The following is a 25,168-nucleotide window of genomic DNA, read 5'->3' on the forward strand; positions in this document are numbered from 1 at the left end:
TTAACGACGCGCGAGCAGCACGCCCAGCACGACGCCGACCGCCGCGCCGATACCGATGCCGGTCCACGGGTTGTCGCGCACGTAGTCGTCGGCCTGACCGGCGATCTGTTTGGTTTGCGAAGCCAGCTTGTCACCGGCGTCGCTCAGGCGAGCGCGGCTCTCTTTCAGCGCGCCTTCCGCTTTCGAACGCAGCTTCTCCAACTCGGCTTTCGGCTTATCGGTGGAGGAGTTCAGCACTTCCTCCAGCGTATCGGCTAAGGACTTCAGTTCAGCGCGTAAGTTTTCTGCATTTGAATCATGTGCCATGTGATTATTCCTTAACGTTTATTTCGACAGACTTTTAACATAGCGGATTTTTTCGCCGGAGCAAAGGGGTGATGGCCAGCAGATAACACCAGACATCAATTCCATATGCTTAAGAAATCCCGTGTGATGGGGCTCTCATCGATAAATCCGCTGGTGTAAAAAAATTATTCCGCCTGGGCGCGTTTCAGCTCAGCCTGCGCTTCTGCCAGCTTTTGCTGCTTCTTGGCGACCTTGTCCAGCTTGCCGGTTTGCTGCGCTTCTTTCAGCTCCTGTCGGCGCTCGTCGACCTTGCGCTGCTTCTCCGCGATATTTTTCTGGCGTTCGGCCTGCAGGCCGGCTTCGGTACAGTGAGTCTGTACTTCGCTCAGCGCTTTTTTCAGCCCGTCCACGCGGTGGGTGTTGCCGTGTTGGGTGGCGTAGTCGATTTGCTGCTGGATGTCTTGCGCTTTGGCGGCGCAGCCGCCCTCAGCGGCCGAAGCGAGCGACGGCAGCGTGCAGAGTGGCAACAGCAGTAACAGTGAATGGCGTAATTTCATCTTTCAGTTCCTTTTCATGGGATGCCTGAACAGGCATCCGCTTTCCTGACTGCCGAAGGCGGCAGCGCGAGAGGAGGGCGTTCATCGCCGGCTGAAGTTACCCTTCAGCATAGTCATGAAACCGGCGTGCCCCCAAAGAATCAGCCGTGACTTAGTGCCGACTGATTGATTTTTGAGCTAATCGATGCGAATGAAAATGAAGATAATGGCAATGAAAGGAAACCCCTTCATATGAAGGGGATTATCCCAGATTGAGTGGGGAACGCGCAAATTCGCGTACCCAGTGCGACGGCACGGGGGACTCGCTCAACGCGATGTGGTAACCGGGCGGCAGGATGGTTTGCAGCGCTTCGCGCGCCAGCAATTGCTGCTCCGGCGAATCCAGACGGATGACCAGGCCATCGCCTTCCGGCGTAATGCTTTTGATGCGGATGCCGCGCTCATCCAGGCGCTGATAGACGTAAAAACCGTCGGGCAGCGACAGCCCTTGCTGGCTGGCGCGAATGCGCAGCTCGCTCTCGGTGCGCACCATGCAGGGCACCAACAGCGTCGCCAACGCCAGCAGGGCGAGCGCGATCATCAAGACGTATTGCCAGCGCGGGCGCTTTGCTGTCACGCCCCTTTCCCCGGATTCTGGCTGCCGGCGCGTTTTTTGCGCCACAGCACGATCAGCGAGCCGACCAGCCCGACCACCAGCAACACCAGCGGCAACATCATCAGGCAGAACATCAGCTGATCTTCATACTTGCGGAACACCGGGGTTTTCCCCAGCGCGAAGCCCAGCGTCGTCAGGATCAAGACCCACAGCAGGCCGCTCATCCAGTTGAAGAACTGGAAGCGCGCGTTGCTCAGGCCGGACAGGCCGGCGATGGTCGGCAGCAGGGTGCGCACGAAGGCCAGGAAGCGGCCGACCAGCAGGGCGGAAAGCCCGTGGCGGTGGAACAGGTTGTGAGCGCGCTGATGGTAGTGGGCCGGCAGGTGCGAAAGCCAGCCTTGCACCGTTCGCGTATTGCCGAGCCATCGGCCCTGTATATAGCTGACCCAGCACCCCAGGCTGGCGGCGACGGTCAGGATGACGATGGTCAGCGGGAAGCCCATGGTGCCTTTGGCGATCAGCACGCCAACCAGGATCAGCAGGCTGTCGCCCGGCAGGAAAGCGGCCGGCAGCAGGCCGTTTTCCAAAAACAGGATCATGAACAGCAGAATGTAGAGGGTCCACACCAACGAAGGGTTCGCCAGCGTCTCAAAATCCTGCTGCCACAAGGCATGTATCAGTTCTTTAATGATATCCATCCGGTGTTCCTAAAACGTCATTGTTTATTTTTATCTCAGCGGCGGAGCGGGCGTGGGCTGAAAGCGCGCGGCGATCCTGAATGCTGATAACGATGAAACGGCGTTGCTTTAAGGTTTCTAAGCGGTGCGACACCGGTCATAGGTGGTAAGTCAGCGTGCCACGGTACTGCATGTTGCTTTCTTTCCAGCCGGCCTGCCGGCTCTGTTGCCTGGAGGCGTCCAGCGTCCAGTCGACCTGGGCAAGCCGGTTGGGGGCCGGGGTGTCCTGGCGGGGGAAACGAATTCGGTAGCCCGGCTCTGCGGCCAGGGTATAGACCGGTGCCGTCAGGGAGGACGCGAGCAGCGAACCGGGGAAAGAGTGCGCTCTGGGCAGCAGCAGCGGCAGCTTGCCGGGGGCTTTGCGGCGCGCTTCGGCCGGCGCCCGATACACATGATCATAGGGGGAAAGCGCCGGCTCCGCCAGTAGCGGCAGGCTGCTCAGCGCACTGGGGGTTGGCTTGGGTGACGCCACGCATAGCTGTTGGCCGGAGACCGAACCGGTCCAGCAGAAAACAGCAATCAGCATGGCAAACAACCAGCGCATTTATTCGCGTCCCGCCCCCGCAGCAATGGGTAAAAAAGTGGGCTAACTCTACCAAAATAGCACGATTGGCAACAGGGAAATCTACGTTGCCGACGGTGAAATAGTACACGGCAAACGGCGGTTCCGGCATCGATTCAGCGGATTTTACATTACCTGACATAAGCCGACGGTTTTTGACCGCCGGGGCTATTTCGGCTCGTGGCTTACGCCATCCAGGTGCACTACTGGGTTCTCGGCGAACAGGTAGCGGTCGGCGTTGTATTCGAAGTCGTCGCTGGTGGCGTTAAACAGCATCTGCTTGGTGTTTTCCAGGTGCTGCCACATCGCCAGTTTGGCGGCGTAAGGATCTTTGCGCATCAGCGCCTTGAGGATCTGATCGTGATCGTCGCACCAGCTGGCGATCGAACGTTCGTCGATATGCTCGTGCAGTTTCTTCCAGTAAGGGTTGTTGACCCGCTGCACCCACATTTTTTCCACGATGGTGGCCATGGCGGTGTTCTGGGTGGCCAGCGCCACCTGAACGTGAAACTTCAGATCCCACTGCGAGTCGCGAAAGCGATCCTCTTTGCGGGCGTGCTCCTGGATCTCCATCAGCTGCACAATATCTTGTTTGGTCACCTGGGTGGCGGCGAATTCGGCGATGTTGCTTTCAATCAGCTGGCGCGCCTGCAGCAGCTCAAACGGGCCGGCGGTGGCGAACTCGATGCTGTCGCCCGGCACCACCAGGTGTTTTTGCTGGTTGGACACCACGTGGATCCCGGATCCCTTGCGCACGTCCACATAGCCTTCCACTTCCAGCATGATGATCGCTTCGCGCACCACGGTGCGGCTGACATTCATCTCTTCGGCGATGTATCGCTCGGCCGGCAGCTTGTCGCCCACCGGGTAGCGGCCGCTTTCGATGCGTTGCTTAAGCTCGGCGGCCAGTTGCTGATACAGGCGTCTGGTTTCAGTGAATTCCATAGTGAATGCTCTATACGGTGCGGTGGGAAGGGGCGCGTGGCCATCGAATTTGTTATACCACTTATTCGGCACCGCTGCCAGAGGGGCAAGAGGCCCGGCGTGGCGGCCGGGCGCTGGGATCAGCTGCGCGCCGGGGTGGGCTGCAGCGCGGCGGGTTGCGGTTCGGCGGCCGGGCGGTTTTGCAACACCGTCCAGATGACGATGGCGCCGAGAATGTCGAACACCGACAGCGCGGCGAACAGCGGGCTGAAGCCGAGGGTGTCCGCCAGGGCGCCGACCACCAGGGCGAACAGCGTGCTGGCGGTCCAGGCCGCCATGCCGGTCAGCCCGTTGGCGGTCGCCACCTCATTGCGGCCGAACACGTCGGAAGAGAGGGTGATCAACGCGCCGGACAGCGCCTGATGGGCGAAACCGCCGACGCACAGCAGTGCGATAGCCGCGTAAGGGCTGGTGAACAGGCCGATCATGCCGGGGCCGATCATCAACACCGCGCCCATCGTCACCACCAGCTTGCGCGAGACGATCAGATTGACCTTGAAATACTTCTGGAACAGCGGTGGCAGATAACCACCGACGATGCAGCCGAGATCGGCGAACAGCATCGGCATCCAGGCGAACATGGCGATCTCTTTCAGATTAAAGCCGTAGGCCTTGAACATGAACAGCGGGATCCAGGCGTTGAAGGTGCCCCAGGCCGGTTCCGCCAGAAAGCGCGGCAGCGCGATGCCCCAGAACTGGCGGTTGCGCAGGATCTGCCAGGCGGACATCTTTTTGGCGTTAGAGGTCTGGTGCTGCGCTTCCTGGCCTTCGAGGATGTAACGGCGCTCTTCCTGGCTCAGTTTCTTCTGATCTTTCGGGTGCTTGTAGAACAGCAGCCAGCAGATGGCCCAGATCAGGCTCAGCACGCCGGTGATGATGAACGCCATCTCCCAGCTGTGCGCCACGATAGCCCAGACCACCAGCGGCGGGGCGATCATGCCGCCGATCGACGAACCGACGTTGAAATAGCCGACGGCGATCGAACGCTCTTTGGCCGGAAACCACTCGCTGCTGGCCTTCAGCCCGGCGGGGATCATCGCCGCCTCGGCCATGCCGACCGCGCCGCGCGCCAGCGCCAGTCCGCCCCAACTGTTGGCCAGCGCGGTGCCCATACAGAACACCGCCCAAAGAATGGCGAACATGGCGTAACCGACCTTGGTGCCGAGCACGTCCAACACATAGCCCGCCACCGGCTGCATCACGGTGTAGCAGGCGGAATAGGCGGCGACGATATAGGAATACTGCTGGGTGGTGATGTGCAGCGTATCTTCCAGCGTCGGCGCCGCCACGGCGATGGCGTTGCGGGTCAGGTAACCCAGCACGGTGCCGACGGTCACCAGCCCGATCATGTACCAGCGTAACCCTTTAATTTTACGCATCCGAAATGTCTCCCCGTTTGAAGGTATGGCCGGCGATGCGGCTGGCGAGACAATAACCTGTCATACAGGTTTAAAAGTTGAGTGATATCACAAAAGGAATTATTCGCCTGAGCGATACTGTCGCTGGTGAAATAGGGCGTTTATGCCGCAAATTTGCCGTAAAACTGAGCGAAAAAGGGATTGAAGGACAGCAAAACGGCAGATGGCGGGAAAAATTTGCTGGACGCTCGCTAAAATTGGTGTGATAACTTTTGTGATTCGATCCCTGTGCCGCACGGCAAGTAAGTAAGGTAAGGAGCCCGAGATGGCGACGTTTTTGAGCGAAGATTTCCTGCTGGACAGCGAATTTGCCCGGCGTTTGTACCATGACTACGCGGCGCAGCAGCCGATTTTCGACTACCACTGCCATTTGCCGCCGCAGCAGATTGCGGAGAATACCCGCTTCAGCAACCTGTACGATATCTGGCTGCGGGGCGATCACTACAAATGGCGGGCGATGCGCACCAACGGCGTGGCAGAGCGGCTGTGCACCGGCGATGCGGGCGATCGCGAGAAATTCGACGCCTGGGCCGCCACGGTGCCGCACACCATCGGCAACCCGCTCTATCACTGGACGCATCTGGAGCTGCGCCGGCCGTTCGGCATCACCGGAACGCTGCTGTCGCCGAGCACGGCGGATGAGATCTGGCAGCGCGGCAATGCGCTGCTGGCGCAGGATGAGTTTCGCGCGCGCGGCATCATGCGGCAGATGAACGTGAAAATGGTCGGCACCACCGACGATCCGATTGACGATCTGCGCCACCATCGGGCGATCGCCGAGGATCATAGCTTCGATATCAAGGTGTTGCCGAGCTGGCGGCCGGACAAAGCCTTCGCCATCGATGCGCCCGGCTTCAACGACTATCTGCGGCAGCTGGAGGCGGCGGCGGACACCGCCATCGGCCGCTTCAGCACGCTGTGCGACGCCCTGTACAAGCGCATGGATCACTTCGCCGCCCACGGCTGCAAGGTGGCCGACCATGCGCTGGACGTGGTGGTGTTCGGCGAGGCCGATGAAGCGACGCTGGATGCGATCCTGCTGCGTCGCCTGAACGGTGAGCTGCCGACGCCGGAGCAGAGCGCGCAGTTCAAAAGCGCGGTGCTGCTGTTCCTGGCCGGCGAATACCGGCGCCGCAGCTGGGTGCAGCAGTATCACATCGGCGCGCTGCGCAATAACAACAGCCGCATGCTGGCCGCCGTCGGGCCGGATATCGGCTTCGACTCGATCAACGATCGGCCGCTGGCGGAGCCGCTGTCGCGGTTGCTGGATGCCCAGGCGCGGCAGGGCGGCCTGCCGAAAACCATTCTCTATTGCCTCAACCCGCGCGATAACGAAGTGATCGGCACCATGATCGGCAATTTCCAGGGGGAAGGCACGCCGGGCAAGATGCAGTTCGGCTCCGGCTGGTGGTTCAACGATCAGAAGGACGGCATGCAGCGCCAAATGACGCAGCTGGCGCAGCTCGGGCTGTTGAGCCGCTTCGTCGGCATGCTGACCGACAGTCGCAGTTTCCTGTCGTACACGCGTCATGAATACTTCCGCCGCATTCTTTGCCAGATGATCGGCCGTTGGGTAACGGACGGCGAAGCGCCGGCCGATATCGCGCTGCTGGGCGAGATGGTGAAAAACATCTGCTTCGACAACGCCAAAGACTATTTCGCCATTGACCTGGCGTAGCCGTTATCTGGGATCGGTTTATGCAAAGTACGATAAAGATTCACGAGCAGGATAACGTGGCGGTAGCGCTGCGCGACCTGGCGGCCGGAGAAACGGTTGAGCTGGCGGGCGTATCCGTTCCGCTGGCGCAGCCGGTGGCGCGCGGGCACAAGTTTGCGCTCGGCCCGATTGCCGAGGGTGAGGACATCATCAAATACGGCCAGCCGATCGGCCACGCGCTTGCGGCCATTGCGCCTGGGGAGCATATTCATTCGCAAAACGCCAAAACCAACCTGAGCGATCTGGACAGCTACCGTTACCAGCCGCAGTTCCCGGCGCTGCCGCCGCAGGCGGCGGATCGCGAGGTGCAGCTGTACCGTCGGGCCGGCGGCGAAGTGGGGATCCGTAATGAACTGTGGATCGTGCCGACCGTCGGCTGCGTCAACGGCATCGCCCGCCAGATCCAGCAGCGCTTTTTGCAGCAAACGCAGGCGGAGGGGATCGACGGCGTGCATCTGTTCAGCCATCCGTTCGGCTGCTCGCAGCTGGGGCAGGATCATGCCAACACCCGCATCATGCTGCAGAACATGGCGCGCCATCCTAATGCCGGCGCGGTGCTGGTGATCGGGCTGGGGTGCGAGAACAATCAGGTGGATGCCTTTCGCGCCACGTTGGAGATAGAGGACGAGCGTCGGCTGCGTTTTATGGTGTGCCAACAGCAGGATGACGAGGTGGAAGCCGGGTTGGCGCTGCTGCACGAGCTGTACCGGGAGATGCGCCACGATCGCCGCGAGCCGGGCCGCCTGAGCGAGCTGAAGTTCGGCCTGGAGTGCGGTGGTTCGGACGGATTGTCGGGCATTACCGCCAACCCGCTGCTGGGGCGGTTTTCTGATTACGTGATCGCCAACGGCGGCACCACGGTGCTGACCGAAGTGCCGGAGATGTTCGGTGCCGAGCGCATTCTGATGAGCCGCTGCCGCGATGGGGAAACTTTCGACAAAACCGTCGATATGATCAATGATTTCAAACGCTATTTCATCGCCCATCAACAGCCAATTTATGAGAATCCGTCGCCGGGCAACAAGGCCGGCGGCATCACTACGCTGGAGGAGAAATCGCTCGGCTGCACCCAAAAAGCGGGGCTAAGCCAGGTGGTAGACGTGCTGAAATACGGTGAGCGGCTGCGTGTGCCGGGGCTGAATCTGCTCAGCGCGCCGGGCAACGATGCGGTGGCGACCAGCGCGCTGGCCGGTGCCGGCTGCCATATGGTGCTGTTCAGCACCGGGCGAGGTACGCCGTACGGCGGCTTTGTGCCGACGGTGAAGCTGGCCACCAACAGCGAGCTGGCGGCGAAGAAGCCGCACTGGATCGATTTCGACGCCGGCGGGCTGATCCACGGCGTGGCGATGGAGACCTTGCTCGGCCGCTTCGTCGATCTGATTGTCGAGATCGCCAACGGCCGCCCGGCGCGTAATGAAACCAACGATTTCCGCGAGCTGGCGATCTTTAAAAGCGGAGTGACGCTGTAAGGCTGACGAAAAAGGCGCTCTAAGGAGCGCCTTTTTTATGAAGCAAGGCGGGATTAACGCACCTTCAGCGGGTCTTCGTTCGCCAGCCGTTGGTCTTCCGCCTGGCAGGCCGCGGCGGTGAACAGCACGTCGGTGGAGGAGTTGAGGGCGGTTTCCGCCGAATCCTGCAGCACGCCGATGATAAAGCCGACGGCTACCACCTGCATCGCCACGTCGTTCGGAATGCCGAACATGTTGCACGCCAGCGGAATCAGCAGCAGCGAGCCGCCGGCCACGCCGGAGGCGCCGCAGGCGCACAGGGCGGCCACCACGCTCAGCAGCAGGGCGGTCGGGACGTCCACCGCGATGCCCAGCGTGTTCACCGCCGCCAGCGTCAGCACGGTGATGGTGATCGCCGCGCCGGCCATGTTGATGGTGGCGCCCAGCGGGATAGAAACCGAGTAGGTGTCCTCATTCAGGTTCAGCTTCTTGCACAGCTCCATGTTCACCGGAATGTTGGCGGCTGAGCTGCGGGTGAAGAAGGCGGTCACGCCGCTCTCGCGCAGGCAGGCGAACACCAGCGGATACGGATTGCGGCGGATTTTCCAGTAAACGATCAGCGGGTTGAGCACCAGCGCCACCAGCAGCATGCAGCCGAGCAGCACCATCAGCAGCTGGGCGTAGCCCCACAGCACGCCGAAGCCGGTTTCCGCCAGCGTGGAAGCCACCAGGCCGAAGATGCCGAGCGGCGCACAGCGGATCACCGCGCGCACTACCAGCGTAACCGCATGGGACATGTCGTTGATCAGCCCCTTGGTGGTGTCGGAAGCGTGGCGCAGCGCCAGCCCCAGTCCGACGGCCCACGCCAGAATGCCAATGTAGTTGGCGTTAATCAGCGCATGGAACGGGTTGGCCACTACGCTCAGCAGCAGGCCTTTCATCACGTCCACGATGCCGCCTGGCGGGGTGATGTCGGTCGCGCCGGTGGTCAGCGCCAGTGTGGAAGGGAAGATAAAGCTGACGACGACCGCCACCAGCGCCGCGGCGAAGGTGCCCAGCAGGTAGAGGAACAGAATGGGGCGAATGTTGGTTTTCTGTCCCTGCTTATGGTTGGCGATCGATGCCATCACCAGTATCAGCACCAGCAGCGGCGCTACCGCTTTCAGCGCGCCGACGAACAGGGTGCCGAGCAGGCCGACGGCCGCTGCGGCCGCCGGCGAAACCAGCGCCACCAGAATGCCGGCCACCAGGCCGACCATGATTTGTTTGACCAGGCTGCCCTGAGTAATCCTTTGTAGTAGTTTTTGCATAGTGCTTCTCTTCCTGATGTTATCTGGCCGCCGCGGCGGGAACGACGCCGGGCAGCTTTATATGATTCTGTAACTAAGTGTGTTTGCCGAATCAGTATTCAGTAATCGAATGAGGTTGGAAAGAGGCGAGGGTGAAATTCTGAGCGCGGATCAACACTTGATAACATACTGTTTACATTTGTGTGATCGCAATAACGTTTGGCGTTTTGGGGGAATTGCCAAACAATCGCGGGGCGACTAGCGCCCCGGATAACAGATTGTGGTTATTTCTTGGCCAGACGATCGTTGCGCCGATTGACCCAGGCGTTGATCACCAAAGTGAGCGTCAGGATGCCCGCCACCACGCCGAGCGATAGGCCGATCGGGATGTGGAAGACGTCGATAATCAGCATCTTGATACCGATAAACACCAGGATCACCGACAGGCCGTATTTCAGCATCGAGAAACGTTCCGCCACGTTGGCCAGCAGGAAGTACATGGCGCGCAGGCCCATGATGGCGAACAGGTTAGAGGTCAGCACGATGAATGGGTCAGTGGTCACGGCGAAGATCGCCGGGATGCTGTCTACCGCGAAGATCACGTCACTCAGTTCGACCAGGATCAGCACCAGCACCAGCGGGGTGGCAAACAGGATGCCGTTGCGGCGCACGAAGAAGCGCTCGCCTTCCAGGCTGTCGGTCATGCGCAGCCGGCTGCGCAGCCATTTCACCAGCGGCTTGTCGCCGATCGCCGAGTCATCCTCCTTCGCCAGCGCCATCTTGATACCGGTGAACAGCAGGAAAGCGCCGAACAGATACAGCAGCCACTGGAACTGACTGACCAGCCAGCTGCCGGCGAAGATCATGAGGGTACGCAGCACGATCGCGCCCAGCACGCCGTAAATCAATACCCGCCGCTGCAGGTTGGCCGGCACGGCGAAGTAGCTGAACAGCATCAGCCAAACGAACACGTTATCCACCGCCAGCGCTTTTTCGATCAGGTAGCCGGTCAGGAAGGCCAGCGCCTGGGTATCGGCGACGGCGCGCCCGGCGGTTTCATTCAGGTAGTACCAGAAACCGAAATTGAACAGCAGAGAAAGGCTGACCCACACCAGCGACCAGCTGGCGGCCTGCTTCAGGGTCATGGTGTGCGCGCCTTTACGGCCCTGCAACAGGAGGTCGATTGCGAGCATCACGACTATGACGGCGGCGAAGCTGCCCCATAACCACGGTGTGCCAACGGAATTCATCATCAGAGGTATCCTTCAAAAACAAAAACGGCCAACGTCGGAAGACGCCAGCCGCTCTGTGAACGCTGCAAGCAAACCTCGCCTTCCGGCAAGGTCTCACTTACAACGTTGATGAAGGTGATTACACCTTTGACATCAGGTTGCCCGGTAACCGGATGCTTGCGCATCGTAATGACGATTGACCGGCAATGAAGTTACTCCCCTTTGCAGAGCAGAAAGTAATGCAAAATGTGTCGGCGGTCAACGTGAATCGCGTTAGCCGGCCATCGCTTTTTGCGCGCCGAGGCTGACGACGAATCCCTGCAGCAGCAGGCGGCTGAACGGCGTGTCGCTAACCTGTTGTTGTTGCAGCTGATAGCGGGCCTGCTGCTCGGGATGCAGTTCGCCGAGCCACTGCAGATACTGGCTCATCACCGCGCCGTTGAATTCCGGGTGGAACTGGGTGGTCAGGGCATGATCGCCATAGCGCAGGATCTGGTGCGCATCCTGCTGCGAACGCGCCAGCGTCTGCGCGCCGGCGGGCGGCGTCAGTACGCTCTGCGAATGGATCAGGTTAGCTTTGAAGCGCGGCGGCAGCAGGGTGAGCCGCCGGTCTTCGGCCGCGGCGGGCAGCAGTTCGATCTCCAGCGTACCCACCTCCATGCCCTGCGGGTGGTAGCCCACTTCGCCGCCGAGCGCATAGGCCAACAGCTGGTGGCCGTAGCAGACACCGAACAATGGCAGTTTGATCGCCATCGCCTGGCGCAGCCATTCGGCGGCCTCCTCGCTCCACGGCAGCCGTTCGGTCACCATCGCCGGCGAGCCGGTGATGACCACGCCGCAATAGGCGGCCGGCGGCAACGGCCGTTCGCCGGCGGGCAGATGCACGATGTGCGCGCGTTCAGCGTCGATGTTGCCCTGTTGCAGGAACATGCCTTCAAAGTTGGCCAATTCCTGACGAATGGCCTGCGGTGCGTCGCCGGTTTGCATCACGAGCAGCGGTTTCATCTCATTCTCCGTCGGCGGGGAAGACGACGCCGGTCTGGCGGCGGATGTCGGTCAGCAGGCGGGCGACGATCAGCGAATTCTCCAGCCCCGGATGTTCCACCTGACGTTTCTCAATCAGCTTGGCAAAGGCCAGTGCTTCATACAGCATGGTGTTGATGTGCTGCGGTTGGCTCAGATCCTGGCGGTTGCCGCCGCGCGGCGTCAGTGCCACGCCCTGGCACTCGGAAATCTTGTCGATAATCAGCGTGCCTTCCTCTCCCTGGATCTCGCTGGGGATCGCCGAGTCGCTGACCTTGGAATGGGAAAGCGTGACGTCGAAATCGCCGTAGTTCAGGCAGACGGTGCCGTGGGCGTCTACGCCGGTATCGAGTAGCGTGGCGCTGGCCAGCACCGACTGCGGCGCGCCGAACAGCGCCACCGCGCTGGCCAGGCAGTAGTAGCCGATGTCCATGATCGAGCCGTTGGAGAACTGCGGGTTAAAGGTGTTGGGGTTCTCGCCGGCCAGGTAGCGCGGGTAGCGCGAAGAGTATTGGCAATAGTTGATGAAGGCTTTGCGCAGCCGGCCGATTTTCGGCAATGCCTGTTGCAGCGCCAGAAAATTCGGCAGATAGGCGCTTTTGAACGCCTCGAACAGTACCACCTGGTTTTCCCGCGCGCAGGCCACCAGCTGTTCCGCTTCGCGTTGGTTGGAGGCCAGCGGTTTTTCGCAGATCACGTGCTTTTTATGGCGCAGGAACAGCAGCGATTGCGGGCAGTGCAGGGAGTTGGGGCTGGCGATATATACCGCGTCTATGGCGTCGGACTGGGCCATCGTTTCCAGCGAGTCGAAAAACTGCGTGACCTGATAGTTGGCGCCGAACGCCTGCGCCTGTTCCAGCGAGCGCGAATACACGGCGCTCAGCGTGAGTTTGCCGCTTTCATGGGCGGCATCGATAAAACGTTCCGTTATCCAGTTGGTGCCGACGACGGCAAAGCGAATCATGGCGAGCTCCGGTCCAGGCTTAAAACCGCAGATTATCACGCCCTCACTCGCTATGCATACAGCTCGCCGAACAGCGAAAGGTGCGTCAGATACAGCCGGGTATCAAACTCCAATTGGTGGTAATTCGGCTCCATATGGCAGCACAGACTGTAGAACGCTTTGTTGTGATCTTTCTCTTTCAGGTGTGCCAGCTCATGCACCACGATCATGCGCAGGAAGGGCTCGGGCGCGACTTTGAACACCGTCGCCACGCGGATTTCTGCCTTGGCCTTCAGCTTGCCGCCCTGCACGCGTGAGATGGCGGTATGCAGGCCAAGCGCGTGCTTCATGACGTGGATCTTGCTGTCGTAGGCCACCTTGCTCAGCGGCTGGGCGTTGCGCAGATACTGGTTTTTCAGATCGACGGTAAACTGATACAGCGACTTATCGGTGGTGCAGTCGTGCACCTGCGGATAGCGCTGCAGCAGCACGTCTCCCAGTCGGTTTTGGTGGATCAGTTGTTGCACCTGGCTTTGCAGATGCGTTGGGTAGCCTTGCAGGTAGGTCAATTCAGACATTCTTGTTCCGTATCAACGGCCATTCAGCCGGTCATTCTATGCTGTTTTTTCGCTCAAATCCTGACATACGCAATTTATCCGAAAAAACATTTTACTGACGGGCGTTTTTAGGGGATAAACAGCCCAAATTTTATCAGTCAGGAGGGGCAATGAGCCAACTCGATCTGGGAACACAGCAACTTGAGCTGGAGCGTTATCCCCAACAGGAAGAATCCACCCAGCTGCAGGCGTGGGAAGCGGCGGACGAATATCTGCTGCAACAGCTTGAAAACGTAGATATCGGCGGCCGCCCGGTGCTGATTTTCAACGATAACTTCGGCACCCTGGCCTGTGCGCTGCACGCGCATCGCCCTTACAGCGTCAGCGACTCGTACATGAGCCAGCTGGCGACGCGTCACAACCTGAAGCTCAACGGATTGGATCCTGAACAGGTCACCCTGTTGGACAGCCTGGCCGAGCTGCCGGCGGCGCCGGCGGTGGTGCTGATTCGCGTGCCGAAGGCGCTGGCGCTGCTGGAGCAGCAGCTGCGCGCGCTGCGCCACGTTGTGACCGAAGACACGCTGATCGTCGCCGGCGCCAAGGCGCGCGACGTGCATACCTCGACGATGCAGCTGTTTGAAAAGGTGCTGGGCCCGACGCGCACCAGCCTGGCGTGGAAGAAAGCGCGCCTGATCTTCTGTCAGGCGGCGGACATCGTCCCGCCGGCGGCAGCGGAAACCACCAACTGGACGCTGGACGGCACCGATTGGCTGATCCACAACCACGCCAACGTCTTCTCGCGTGGCAGCCTGGATATCGGCGCGCGCCTGTTCCTGGATCATCTGCCGCGTGGCCTGAACGGCCATATCATCGATCTGGGCTGCGGCAACGGCGTGATTGGCCTGGCGGCGCTGGCGCAAAACCCGGAAGCGCAGATGACCTTCGTCGATGAATCTTACATGGCGGTGGCTTCCAGCGAGCTGAATGTGGAGCACAACCTGCCGCAAGAGCTGGATCGCTGTCAGTTTGAGGTGAACAACGCGCTGGCGGGCATCGAGCGCGAAAGCGTGCAGGCGGTGCTGTGTAACCCGCCGTTCCACCAGCAGCACGCCATTACCGATCATACCGCCTGGCAGATGTTCTGCGACGCCAAGCGCTGCCTGCAGGTGGGCGGCGAACTGCGCATCGTCGGCAACCGTCACCTTGACTACCATCAGAAGCTCAAGCGTCTGTTCGGCAACTGCACGCTGGTGGCCTCGAACAAGAAGTTCGTGATCCTGAAAGCGGTGAAATCCGGCGCGCGTCGCTGAGTGAATAAAAAGGGGCGCCGGGCGCCCCTTTTTTACAGTGACATCGCCAGCCGCGTACCCTGATCGATCGCACGGCGGGCGTCCAGCTCGGCGGCCACGTCGGCGCCGCCGATCAGGTGCACGGTTTTCCCCATCGCCAGCAGCGGCTGCTGCAATTCGCGGCGCGGCTCCTGCCCGGCGCAGACGATCACCGTGTCCACCGGCAGGCAACTTTCCTGCTCGGCGCGGGTGATGTGCAGCCCTTCATCGTCGATCAGCCGATAGTTGACGCTATTGAGCATCTTCACGCCGCGCATCGCCAGGCTGGCGCGGTGGATCCAACCGGTGGTTTTCCCCAGGCCTTCGCCTACCTTGCTGGTTTTACGCTGCAACAGGTAGATCTGCCGCGCGGCGCGTGGCGCCTGCGGGCCTTGCGCCGCCAGCCCGCCGCGTTGCTCAAGGCGGCCATCAATGCCCCATTCGCGGTTGAATTCCGCCTGGTCCAAACTGCTGGATACGCCGTGCTGGCTGAGGTACTCGGCGGTGTCGAAGCCGATGCCGCCGGCGCCGATGATCGCCACGCGCTGGCCGACCGGTTTTTTATCGCGCAGCACGTCCAGATAGCTCAGCACCTTGGCGTGCCCGATGCCGGGGATGTCCGGGGTGCGCGGCACGATGCCGCAGGCGAGGATCACTTCGTCGAATTCGCTTAAATCCGCCGCCTCGACCTTGACGCCCAACCTGACCGTCACTTCACGCAGCGCCAGCTGGCGGCGGAAGTAACGCAGGGTTTCATGGAATTCTTCCTTGCCGGGGATTTGTTTGGCGATGTTGAACTGGCCGCCGATCTGCTCGGCGGCGTCGAACAGCGTCACCTGATGGCCACGGCTGGCGGCGGTGGTGGCAAACGCCAGCCCGGCGGGGCCGGCGCCGATCACCGCCAGCTTTTTCGGTTTCTCCGCCATCGTCAACGGCATTTCGGTTTCGCGGCAGGCGCGCGGATTGACCAGGCAGGAGGTCAGCTTACCTTCAAATATCTGGTCGAGGCAGGCCTGGTTGCAACCGATGCAGGTATTGATCTCGTCGGCGCGCCCCTCGGCGGCTTTCTGCACAAAGGCGGCGTCGGCGAGGAACGGGCGCGCCATCGACACCATGTCGGCGCAGCCGTCCGCCAGCACCTGCTCGGCCACCGCCGGATCGTTGATGCGGTTGGTGGTGATCAGCGGGATGCTGACCTTGCCCATCAGCTTGCGGGTCACCCAGCTGAACCCGGCGCGTGGCACCATGGTGGCGATGGTCGGGATGCGCGCTTCGTGCCAACCGATGCCGGTATTGATGATTGTGGCGCCCGCCTGTTCGACCGCCAGCGCCAGCTGTTCGATCTCCTGCCAACTGGAGCCGTCCTCCACCAGATCGAGCATCGAGAGCCGGTAGATCAGAATGAATTCCGGGCCCACGGCCTGGCGCACCGCCCTGACGGTCTCGACGGCGAACCGCATGCGGTTGGTGAAGCTGCCGCCCCATTGGTCGTCGCGCTGATTGGTGCGCGTCGTCAAGAATTGGTTGATCAGGTAGCCTTCGGATCCCATCACCTCAACGCCGTCATAGCCGGCCTGCTGCGCCAGTGCCGCGCAGCGGGCGAAGTCGGCGATGGTCTGCTCAATGTCTGCCGTGCTGAGCGCGCTCGGCGTAAACGGGTTGATCGGCGCCTGCAGCGCGGAAGGGGCCACCAGTTTGGGTTGATAGCTGTAGCGGCCGGTGTGCAGGATCTGCAGCGCAATTTTGCCGCCCGCCCGGTGGACGGCTTCGGTCACCGGGCGGTGATGAGGCAATTGCTCCTCGCTGTTGAGGATCGAACCGCCGCGAAAGACCACGCCCTGTTCGTTCGGGGCAATGCCGCCGGTGACGATCAGCGCCACGCCGGCGGCGGCGCGCTCGGCATAGAACGCGGCCAGCCGCTGCGGGCCGTCGGGCAGCTCTTCCAGGCCGGTATGCATCGATCCCATCAGCACCCGGTTTTTCAGGGTGGTGAAGCCGAGATCCAGCGGCGCCAGCAGGTGAGGGTAATTGCTCATTGCACTCTCCATCGGGTGAAATCGGGGCCCGTTGTTATAATTATGTGAACACAAGTGGTCGGATGAGATAAATCTAGCCGTTGTCGCGCCGCTTGGGAATCTGCGTTGCGCCGAATGTGATAGAAGTCATGAATCTCAGACTCTGTTTGCATAACGAACAAAAGATCGGTTAACCTTTGCGCGTTGTAAATTCCTTCTCTCTGCGGAGTCATAACCGAAAATGAACACCCACACCTGTTGATATCTGGCCCCACGCTGTGCGCTCTCGCGCCCTGTGGGGATGTTTTGATCTCATTCAGGAGTGCTTATGGCTCATTTTGCGCAGTCCCCTTATTTCGTTTTACATCAACTGACCTGCCAATTTGCTGACGGCGAAACGCTGTTCGGCCCGTTGGATCTCGCTTTCGATCGGCAACGCTGCGGCCTGGTAGGGCGCAACGGCGTCGGCAAAACTCAGCTGCTGCGTCTGATCGCCGGGCGGGATCGGCCGGGCAACGGGCACGTCGAATCCCATGCCGCATTGGCTTACGTTGCGCAGCAGCCGGAGATCGCCGCGGACACCACGCTGGCCCAGCTGCTGGGCTATGGTGAGGTGTTCGCCGCGCTGGCGCGTCTCGAGCAGGGGCAGCCGCTGGCGGACGATATCGATTGTCTGGAAGGGCGCTGGGATCTCAACGATCGTCTGCAAAACGCCTTTGTCGCCGCCGGGCTGCCGGCCTTCGATCCGTTGCGATCCGCAAGCTCTCTGAGCGGCGGCGAGCGGATGCGCGCGGCGCTGTGCGGCGCGTTGCTGGGCGAAGCGGATTTTCTGCTGCTGGACGAACCGACCAACCACCTCGACAGCGTCGGGCGTGCCTGGCTGTATCAGCAGCTGGATCAGTGGCGCGGCGGGCTGCTGATCGCCAGCCATGACCGGCAGCTGCTGGCGCGCATGGAGCGCATTGTCGAACTGACACCCGGTGCGCTGCGCAGCTACGGCGGCAACTACGATGACTACCGGCGCCAGCGCGACACGGAACAGCAGGCGGCGCGCGCCGATCTGGAGCATGCGCGCGAGGAGCGTCGCCGCACCCGCGCTCGCCAGCAGAAAGAGCACGACATGAGCCAGCGGCGCTCGGCGCAAACGCTGCGCGTCGTCGATACGCTGAATATCGCCTCTTTTGAGCGGGTGGCCTACAAGTCGGCGGCGAAGGAGAGCCTTGGCACGCTGCGCAAACAGCATCAGGATCAGCGCGACGGCCTCGATGCGGCGGTGCGCGAAGCCTATCAGCGGGTGGAAGAGGAGCAGCCGGTGTTGCTGGCGCTGCCCGGCAGCGAAGTGAGCGCGAACAAGCAGGTGCTGGTGCTCGAGCAGCTGCAGCTGCCGTTCGTCAGCGCGCCGCCGCTGGATCTGCGTATCGACGGCCCGATGCGCGTGGCGTTGACCGGCCCCAACGGCTGTGGCAAGTCCACCTTACTGAAGACCGTTCTCGGTCAGCTGACGGCGCTTTCCGGCCATTGTCATTGCCCGCTGTCGACGGCCTACCTCGATCAAACCCTGTCGCAGCTCGACCCGAATCTGTCGGTGATGGAGCATCTGGGGCTGCAGGATTCACCGTTGGCGGAAGGCGCGTTGCGCACCCGGTTGGCGCAGTTGCAGCTTGGCGCGGATCGCATCGCGCTGCCGCTGGGCTCGCTGAGCGGCGGCGAACGGCTCAAGGCGGCGTTGGCCTGTGCGCTGTGGCGGCGACAACCGGCGCAGCTGCTGTTGCTGGACGAGCCGACCAACCACCTGGATCTGGCGTCGTCGCTGGCGATCGAAACTGCGCTGGCGGATTTCCCCGGCGCGATGCTGGTGGTGTCGCACGACGAAGACTTCCTGCAGGCGCTGCGGCCGACACACCGTCTGCAGCGACAGATGGACGGCTGGCGGCTTCAGGCCTGGTAACGCGCGAAGGCGGCCCTAGGGGGCCGCCTTTTTCACCTCGGGAGTGTTGATGCAGGCCAGCAGCTGGGTGAAGGCCGCGGCCATCTGCTCTTCCGGTACGCAGGCAAACCCCATCAGCAGGCCGCGCCGGCGGTTGGGCAGCATGTAGTAGCGCGACAGCGGCCGCACCAGCACCCCCTGCGCGCCGGCGGCGGCGGCGATCGCCACGTCGTCGGCCTCGTCCGGCAGGTTGAGGATCAGGTGCAATCCGGCGTTGCTGTTGAATTCGCTGAGCGCCTGTTTGCCGAGATGCTGTTCGATCAATCCGGTCAGGAAGGCGCGCCGCCGGGCGTACAGCAACCGCATGCGGCGGATATGTGCGGTGTAGTGCCCCTCTTGAATAAACTCCGCCAGCGCGCTCTGGATCAGCAGGTGCCCGCCGCGGTACAGCTCGGCGTGGGCGGTTTTCAGCGCCTGCACCAGCGGCGGCGGCAACACCACATAGCCGAGGCGCAGCGCCGGGTAGAGCGTTTTGCTGAAGGTGCCGATGTAAATCACCGGCGCATCGGCCTCCAGCCCTTGCAACGCCGGGATCGGTTGGCCGGAAAAGCGGAATTCGCTGTCGTAGTCATCCTCGACGATCCAGCCGCCGGCGTTGCGCGCCAGCGCCAGCAGCCGTTGGCGGCGCGCCAGGCTCATCACCGAGCCGAGCGGATACTGGTGTGACGGGGTGACGAAGATTAGCCGCGGCGGGGTGGTCGGTTGCTCCGGCGGCACCAGCCCGGCCTCGTCCACCGCCAGCGGGCAGATGTTCAGCGCATTGATGCGCAGGATATTGCGGATCCCCCAATAGCCCGGCTCTTCGATCCAGGCGTCATCCCCCGGATTGCACAACATGCGCGTCACCAGATCGATCGCCTGATGGATGCCTTCGGTGATCAGGATCTGTTCCGGCGAGCAGCGCACCGAGCGCGCCACCCGTAAATACTCCACCAACGCATGCTGCAGCTCCGGGCTGCCGCCCTGATTGCTGTAGGTCAGCCGCTGCGGCGCCGGGCGGCGGCTGAGGCGTGCCTGGATCTTGCTGAACAGCTGATGGGGAAAGGCGTTGACGTCGGGCACGCCGGGAATGAATGCCCCCCACTGTTTGGGGCTGGCGCTGGCGTGGTGCAGCAGCGTGGCGCCGCGTTCCGACAGTTCGACGCGGCGCGGTTGCCCGCTGCCGTCCGCCGGGGCGCCGCCGGTGGAGAGGCAGCTGTCCGGCACCGTGTCGGCGACGAAGGTGCCGCTGCCGGCGCGCGCCGACACGTAGCCTTCCGCCAGCAGTTGTTCATAAACGGTTAACACGGTGTTGCGGGACAGGCTGAGCTCCTGCGCCAGATCGCGTGAGGCGGGCAGGCGGCTGGAGGGCGGCAGGCTGCCGTCGAGAATGCTGGTGCGGATCGCGTTGTAAAGCCGCTTGTGCAGCTTGTCATCGGGCTGTTCGCCAAGGCGCTGCAGCAACAGATCACCACTCAATGAGCGCAATTGGATCCCTCAATTATTCGTAACTGGCACTCGATTATAGGGCCACATCCTGTGTAAATAAACGGCATTGTTTCACGAATGTGAACGAAACGTGTAACTGGCACCGACCGGAGAGAACAGCATGAAAAACGCAGAATTGAACCAACGCCGTCAGGACGCCACCCCGCGCGGAGTGGGCGTGATGTGTGGTTTTTACGCCGAGCGCGCAGAGAACGCCACGCTGTGGGATGTGGAAGGCAAAGAAGTGATCGACTTCGCCTCGGGGATCGCCGTGCTGAACACCGGCCACCGCCACCCAAAGGTGATCGCCGCGATTGAAAAGCAGCTGCAGGCCTTCACCCACACCGCCTATCAGATCGTTCCTTACGAAAGCTATGTTTCGTTGGCGGAGCGCATCAACCAGCGCGCGCCGATCGCCGGCCCGTGTAAAACCGCCTTCTTCACCACCGGCGCGGAAGCGGTGGAAAACGCGGTGAAGATCGCCCGCGCTTACACCGGCCGTCCGGGCTTGATCACCTTCGGCGGCGGTTTCCACGGCCGCACCTATATGACCATGGCGCTGACCGGCAAAGTGGCACCTTACAAACTGGGCTTTGGCCCATTCCCCTGCTCGGTGTTTCACGGCCAGTACCCGAACGCGCTGTACGGCGTGACCACCGAAGACGCGATGAACAGCCTGGATCGCCTGTTTAAAGCGGATATCGATCCCAAGCAGGTGGCGGCGATCGTGCTGGAGCCGGTGCAGGGCGAAGGCGGCTTCAACGTGGCGCCGGCCGAATTCATGCAGGCGCTGCGTGCGCTGTGCGACCAGCATGGCATCCTGCTGATCGCCGACGAAGTGCAGACCGGCTTCGCCCGTACCGGCAAGCTGTTCGCCATGGAGCACTACAGCGTTAAACCGGATCTGATCACCATGGCGAAAAGCCTGGCGGGCGGCATGCCGCTGTCGGCGGTGGCGGGCCGCGCCGAGGTGATGGACGCGCCGGCTCCGGGCGGGCTGGGCGGTACCTACGCCGGTAACCCGCTGGCGGTGGCCGCGGCGCACGCGGTGCTGGACGTGATCGACGAAGAGCAGCTGTGTCAGCGCGCCCAGCGCTTGGGGCAGCACCTGGTGGAAGTGTTGCAGCAGGCGCGCAAAACCAGCCCGGCGATCGCCGATGTGCGCGCGCAAGGCTCGATGGTGGCGGTGGAGTTCAACGATCCGGCTACCGGTAAACCTTCAGCCGATATCACCCGTCAGGTGCAGCAGAAGGCGATGGAGGAAGGGCTGCTGCTGCTGAGCTGCGGCGTGAACGGCAACGTGATCCGCTTCCTGTACCCGCTGACCATCCCGGACGATCAGTTCACCAAGGCGATGGGCATCCTGTCCCGCGCGCTGGCCCACTAAGGAGCGAACGGTATGAAATTGAATAACCCCGAGCTGTTGCGCAGCCAGTGTTTGATCAACGGCGAATGGTGCGACGCCCTGAGCGGCAAGCGCGAAGCGGTGATCAATCCGGCCACCGGCGCCGAGCTGGCCAGCATTCCGCTGGTCAGCGAAGAGGAAACCCAGCAGGCGATTGCAGCGGCGCAGCGGGCGCAAAACGATTGGAAACAGCTGACCGCCAAGCAGCGTTCCGCGCTGCTGCTGGCCTGGGCCGATAAGGTGTTGGCCGCGCAGGAAGATCTGGCGCAGCTGATGACCGCCGAGCAGGGCAAATCGCTGGCGGAAGCGCGCGGCGAAGTGGCCTACGCCGCATCGTTCATCACTTGGTTCGCCGAAGAGGCCAAGCGGGTAGACGGCGCGGTATTGCAGGCGCCGCAGGCTTCGCAGCGCCTGGTGGTGGTGAAACAGCCGATCGGCGTGTGCGCGGCCATCACCCCGTGGAACTTCCCAGCGGCGATGATCACCCGCAAGGTGGCGCCGGCGCTGGCGGCGGGCTGCGCCATCATCGTCAAACCGGCCGAGCAAACGCCGCTGACCGCGCTGGCGCTGGCCAAGCTGGCGCAGGACGCCGGCATTCCCGCCGGCGTGTTGCAGGTGGTGACCGGCGAAGCGGCACAGGTGGGCAAGGTGCTGTGCGACAGCCCGGTGGTGCGCAAGCTGAGCTTTACCGGTTCGACCGAGGTCGGCCGCATCCTGATGGCGCAGTGCGCGCCGAGCATCAAGAAACTGTCGCTGGAGCTGGGCGGTAACGCGCCGGTCATCGTGTTCGACGACGCCAATCTGGACGCGGCGGTAGCGGGCATCATGGCCTCCAAGTTCCGCAACAGCGGCCAGACCTGCGTGTGCGCCAACCGCATCTACGTGCAGGATGGCATCTATGAGCGGCTGGCGGAAAAGCTGGTGGCGGCGGTCGAGCAGTTGAAAGTCGGCGACGGCAGCCACGAAGGCACCACCCAGGGGCCGCTGATCGACAGCGATGCGGTGGCGAAGGTGCAGAGCCACATCGATGACGCGCTGATCAAAGGGGCGCAGATCGCCACCGGCGGCCAGCCGCATGCGCTGGGCGGCACCTTCTTCCAGCCGACGGTGGTGACCGGCGTGACGCAGAAGATGCGCTTCGCCAAAGAGGAGACCTTCGGGCCGGTGGCGCCGCTGTTTCGCTTCCATGACGAGGCGGAAGCCATCGCCATGGCCAACGACACCGAATTCGGCCTGGCCGCCTACCTGTTCACGCAGAACGCGGCGCGCCAGTGGCGCGTGCCGGAAGCGCTGGAGTACGGCATGGTCGGCATCAACACCGGGCTGATTTCCAATGAAGTGGCGCCGTTCGGCGGCGTGAAACAGTCAGGGCTCGGGCGTGAAGGATCGCGCTACGGGATAGATGAATATCTGGAGCTGAAATACCTGTGTATCGATGTGAGCTGTTGAGCGTCAGGACGTTAACCCATCCCGGCGGCCAGCGTCGCCGGGCGATAAAGGATGATGCATGTCTGATAATATCTCTGTTTCTCCGGCGCTTGCCGCCGGGGTGCGAGCACCTGCACCCGCCAAATCGTTAAGTTTCCTTGAAGGGGTGGCGATGATCGTCGGCACCAACATCGGTGCCGGGGTGCTCTCCATCGCCTATGCCTCCAGCAAGGCCGGTTTCCTGCCGCTGCTGTTCTGGCTGGTGCTGGTGGGGAGCCTGACCACCATCACCATGCTGTACGTCGCTGAATCCACGCTGCGCACCCGCGCGCATCTGCAGCTGAGCGGGCTGGCGAAGCGCTACGTCGGCGGGCTGGGCGCCTGGTTGATGTTCGCTTCGGTGTGCGTCAACAGCGTCGGGGCGCTCACCGCCTATATGACCGGCAGCGGCAAGCTGCTGCAATCGCTGTTCGGCATCTCGCCGGCGCTGGGCAGCCTGCTGTTCTTCGTGCCCGCCGCTGGCGTGCTGTACCTCGGTTTGAAAGCGATCGGCCGCGGTGAGAAGTTCATCAGCATCGGCATGGTGGTGATGCTGACCGCGCTGGTGGCGGCGACGCTGCTGAAAGACACTACCCAGATGCGCAACCTGCTTGACGGCGACTGGCGCTATATGGTGCCGGTGTTCAACGTGGTGGTGTTCTGCTTCTCGGCGCAGTACATCGTGCCGGAGATGGCGCGCGGCTTTGCCGACAAGCCGGAGCAACTGCCGAAGGCGATCATCGTCGGCATGGTGGTGACCTTCATTTTGCTGGCGGCGGTGCCGATGTCGGTGATCGCGCTCAGCGGGCTGGATGACATCTCCGACGTGGCCACCATTTCCTGGGGCCAGGCGCTGGGGCAGTGGGCGTTCTTCTCCGCCAACATCTTCGCGCTGTGCGCGATGCTGACCTCGTACTGGGGATTGGGCGGCAGCTTCCTGACCAATATTTTCGACAAGTTTAGGTTGGGCAACGACGAGCTGCCGCTGCGCCGCTTCGGCGTGCTGCTGCTGGTGGTGGTGCCGCCGTTCGCGCTGGCCTACAGCGGCCTAGTGTCGTTCGTCAACGCGCTCTACTTCGCCGGGGTGTTCAGCGGGGTGATCCTGTCGATCATGCCGATGCTGATCCTGCGCGGCGCGCGCAAACACGGCGACCAGACCCCGCGCTGGCAGTGCAACTGGATCACGCACCCGCTGCTGCAGGTCAGCATTGTGCTGCTGTACCTGGCCAGCGCGGTGTACGCCATCGCTTCATTGTTAGGCTATCTGCCCTCTGGATGGTGATTTGCTTTCCCTCAAGCAGTGATGTTGTTTCTCGGCATTGAGAACGGCGGCGTCGTGGCCGCCGATTTTTTTCTCAGGCGCGCCGTTTTTCCGACAATGCCAGCCACGCCTGCACCGACGGGCGCTGCCACTGCTTGTGCGCATAGTGGCGCACGCGCTCCGGCACCGGATCGCCGTGCATCACCAGCCGGTTGAGCATCAGCGCCAGATCGGTGTCGGCGATGCACCACTCCCTGAACAGATTATCCTGCCCGTGGCTCAGCAGCTTTTCCACGGCGGCGATCAGCTTGCGCGCGGCCTCCTGTGCGGCTTCGGACAGTGGCGGGAACTTGCCGTTGTTGAATACCACCTCGGTAGAGCGCTCGGCGCGGATCGGCAGCAGATCGCTACGCAGCCAGGCCTGGATCTCGCGCGCCTTGGCGCGCAGCTTCACGTCACGCGGGTACACGGCGTGGGCCGGATGGATGTCTTCCAGGTATTCGGCGATCGCCGAAGACTCCGAGAGCTGGAACTCGCCGATCGCCAGCGTCGGCACCCGGCGGGTGAGCGACAGCGCCGCGTAGGCCGCCTCTTTGTTCTCTTCTTTCGCCAGATTCACCGGCTTCACGGTGAACGGAATGCCTTTTTCCGTCAGCACGACAAAGGCGGACATGGCGTACGGGCTGAAAAATTCACTGTCGGTATAAAGCTCGGTGATCGGTTGAGACATCGGCGGTTCCTCGGGGTTAAGGGGGGAACATTCATCATTGTCGAGGGGAGGCTAAAAATCAATCTGTTAGCCTAAAAGTTCTTGAGCGGCGCGGTTTACGGCGCCGTGAGTTCCTTCAGGGTGATGTGATATATTTGTTGCCAACAAGTGAATTGAGTCGT

Annotated in this window: 23 protein-coding genes; 8 read left to right on the plus strand and 15 right to left on the minus strand. The window is 62.1% G+C overall.

The features are described 5' to 3' along the window. The 7 genes from FHU12_RS25150 to FHU12_RS25180 form a co-directional block, all read right to left on the minus strand. Positions 1-306 (minus strand): ElaB/YgaM/YqjD family protein, encoded by a 306-nt coding sequence (locus FHU12_RS25150; protein ID WP_060424699.1) that lies wholly within the window; start codon positions 304-306, stop codon positions 1-3. Between the two features lie 164 nt (positions 307-470). After that, entirely contained in the window at positions 471-842 is a 372-nt protein-coding gene (locus FHU12_RS25155) for a DUF1090 domain-containing protein (protein WP_084827508.1), read from the minus strand. 241 nt (positions 843-1,083) lie between these two features. Next, on the minus strand, positions 1,084-1,458 hold the full coding sequence (gene mzrA / locus FHU12_RS25160) for an EnvZ/OmpR regulon moderator MzrA (RefSeq protein ID WP_004937130.1): 375 nt from the start codon (positions 1,456-1,458) through the stop codon (positions 1,084-1,086). Further along, positions 1,455-2,135 (minus strand): DedA family protein, encoded by a 681-nt coding sequence (locus FHU12_RS25165; protein WP_049198505.1) that lies wholly within the window; start codon positions 2,133-2,135, stop codon positions 1,455-1,457. Before FHU12_RS25165 ends, mzrA begins: the two co-directional genes overlap by 4 nt. Positions 2,136-2,271: 136 nt before the next feature. Further along, positions 2,272-2,718 carry a hypothetical protein gene (locus tag FHU12_RS25170; protein WP_060424701.1) on the minus strand — a complete coding sequence of 149 codons (447 nt, stop codon included), beginning with the start codon at positions 2,716-2,718 and terminating at the stop codon, positions 2,272-2,274. Positions 2,719-2,904: 186 nt separating this feature from the next. Next, complete coding sequence (exuR, locus tag FHU12_RS25175) at positions 2,905-3,681, minus strand: transcriptional regulator ExuR (RefSeq protein ID WP_033636102.1); 777 nt, start codon at positions 3,679-3,681, stop codon at positions 2,905-2,907. 119 nt (positions 3,682-3,800) lie between these two features. Further along, positions 3,801-5,099: an MFS transporter gene (locus FHU12_RS25180; RefSeq protein WP_141972432.1), complete on the minus strand. Its 1,299-nt coding sequence runs from the start codon at positions 5,097-5,099 to the stop codon at positions 3,801-3,803. A gap of 77 nt (positions 5,100-5,176) precedes the next feature. Between FHU12_RS25180 and FHU12_RS27235 the strand changes: the two genes are divergently transcribed. The 3 genes from FHU12_RS27235 to FHU12_RS25190 are packed head-to-tail and all read left to right on the plus strand — an operon-like array spanning position 5,177 to position 8,324. Beyond that, the gene (locus FHU12_RS27235; RefSeq protein ID WP_185742346.1) at positions 5,177-5,344 is read left to right on the plus strand and encodes a hypothetical protein; all 168 of its coding nucleotides are present in this window, start codon (positions 5,177-5,179) and stop codon (positions 5,342-5,344) included. A 59-nt stretch (positions 5,345-5,403) separates the two neighbouring features. Next, positions 5,404-6,816, plus strand: coding sequence for a glucuronate isomerase (uxaC, locus tag FHU12_RS25185; protein WP_141972434.1), 1,413 nt, complete (start codon positions 5,404-5,406; stop codon positions 6,814-6,816). A 20-nt stretch (positions 6,817-6,836) separates the two neighbouring features. Beyond that, positions 6,837-8,324, plus strand: coding sequence for a UxaA family hydrolase (locus FHU12_RS25190; RefSeq protein WP_141972436.1), 1,488 nt, complete (start codon positions 6,837-6,839; stop codon positions 8,322-8,324). A gap of 53 nt (positions 8,325-8,377) precedes the next feature. Here the strand turns inward: FHU12_RS25190 and sstT are convergent, their stop codons facing one another. From sstT to FHU12_RS25215, 5 genes are all read right to left on the minus strand, one after another. After that, positions 8,378-9,613, minus strand: a complete 1,236-nt coding sequence (gene sstT / locus FHU12_RS25195) for a serine/threonine transporter SstT (protein ID WP_141972438.1) — start codon at positions 9,611-9,613, stop codon at positions 8,378-8,380. A 263-nt stretch (positions 9,614-9,876) separates the two neighbouring features. Then, entirely contained in the window at positions 9,877-10,845 is a 969-nt protein-coding gene (locus FHU12_RS25200) for a TerC family protein (RefSeq protein WP_141972440.1), read from the minus strand. Positions 10,846-11,097: 252 nt separating this feature from the next. Continuing rightward, positions 11,098-11,829 carry a glutamine amidotransferase gene (locus FHU12_RS25205; RefSeq protein ID WP_141972442.1) on the minus strand — a complete coding sequence of 244 codons (732 nt, stop codon included), beginning with the start codon at positions 11,827-11,829 and terminating at the stop codon, positions 11,098-11,100. 1 nt (position 11,830) lies between these two features. Next, positions 11,831-12,811 (minus strand): Gfo/Idh/MocA family protein, encoded by a 981-nt coding sequence (locus tag FHU12_RS25210; RefSeq protein ID WP_141972443.1) that lies wholly within the window; start codon positions 12,809-12,811, stop codon positions 11,831-11,833. A gap of 50 nt (positions 12,812-12,861) precedes the next feature. Continuing rightward, a complete protein-coding gene (locus FHU12_RS25215; RefSeq protein ID WP_122016770.1) occupies positions 12,862-13,368 on the minus strand; it encodes a M48 metallopeptidase family protein in 507 nt (168 codons plus the stop codon). Between the two features lie 149 nt (positions 13,369-13,517). On the opposite strand from FHU12_RS25215, the gene rlmG reads away from it, so the two are divergent. Then, on the plus strand, positions 13,518-14,657 hold the full coding sequence (rlmG, locus tag FHU12_RS25220; protein WP_060434619.1) for a 23S rRNA (guanine(1835)-N(2))-methyltransferase RlmG: 1,140 nt from the start codon (positions 13,518-13,520) through the stop codon (positions 14,655-14,657). A gap of 32 nt (positions 14,658-14,689) precedes the next feature. Here rlmG and FHU12_RS25225 read toward each other — a convergent pair whose 3' ends face one another. Continuing rightward, a complete protein-coding gene (locus tag FHU12_RS25225; protein WP_141972445.1) occupies positions 14,690-16,711 on the minus strand; it encodes an oxidoreductase in 2,022 nt (673 codons plus the stop codon). Between the two features lie 307 nt (positions 16,712-17,018). On the opposite strand from FHU12_RS25225, the gene FHU12_RS25230 reads away from it, so the two are divergent. Then, positions 17,019-18,638 (plus strand): ABC-F family ATP-binding cassette domain-containing protein, encoded by a 1,620-nt coding sequence (locus tag FHU12_RS25230; RefSeq protein WP_141972447.1) that lies wholly within the window; start codon positions 17,019-17,021, stop codon positions 18,636-18,638. Positions 18,639-18,653: 15 nt separating this feature from the next. Here the strand turns inward: FHU12_RS25230 and pdxR are convergent, their stop codons facing one another. Further along, the gene (gene pdxR, locus FHU12_RS25235; protein WP_141972449.1) at positions 18,654-20,144 is read right to left on the minus strand and encodes a MocR-like pyridoxine biosynthesis transcription factor PdxR; all 1,491 of its coding nucleotides are present in this window, start codon (positions 20,142-20,144) and stop codon (positions 18,654-18,656) included. Positions 20,145-20,265: 121 nt separating this feature from the next. On the opposite strand from pdxR, the gene FHU12_RS25240 reads away from it, so the two are divergent. From FHU12_RS25240 to FHU12_RS25250, 3 genes are read left to right on the plus strand one after another with little or no spacing between them, the layout of a single operon-like run. Then, positions 20,266-21,531: a 4-aminobutyrate--2-oxoglutarate transaminase gene (locus FHU12_RS25240; protein ID WP_141972451.1), complete on the plus strand. Its 1,266-nt coding sequence runs from the start codon at positions 20,266-20,268 to the stop codon at positions 21,529-21,531. A gap of 12 nt (positions 21,532-21,543) precedes the next feature. Beyond that, a complete protein-coding gene (locus tag FHU12_RS25245; RefSeq protein ID WP_019453095.1) occupies positions 21,544-22,998 on the plus strand; it encodes an NAD-dependent succinate-semialdehyde dehydrogenase in 1,455 nt (484 codons plus the stop codon). 58 nt (positions 22,999-23,056) lie between these two features. Beyond that, entirely contained in the window at positions 23,057-24,298 is a 1,242-nt protein-coding gene (locus FHU12_RS25250; protein ID WP_028127589.1) for an aromatic amino acid transport family protein, read from the plus strand. A 73-nt stretch (positions 24,299-24,371) separates the two neighbouring features. Here the strand turns inward: FHU12_RS25250 and yfcF are convergent, their stop codons facing one another. Next, positions 24,372-25,007: a glutathione transferase gene (gene yfcF / locus FHU12_RS25255; protein ID WP_079451626.1), complete on the minus strand. Its 636-nt coding sequence runs from the start codon at positions 25,005-25,007 to the stop codon at positions 24,372-24,374. Positions 25,008-25,168: the final 161 nt, after the last annotated feature.

This window comes from Serratia marcescens (assembly GCF_006715005.1).
GTDB classification, from domain to species: Bacteria; Pseudomonadota; Gammaproteobacteria; order Enterobacterales; family Enterobacteriaceae; genus Serratia; species Serratia montpellierensis.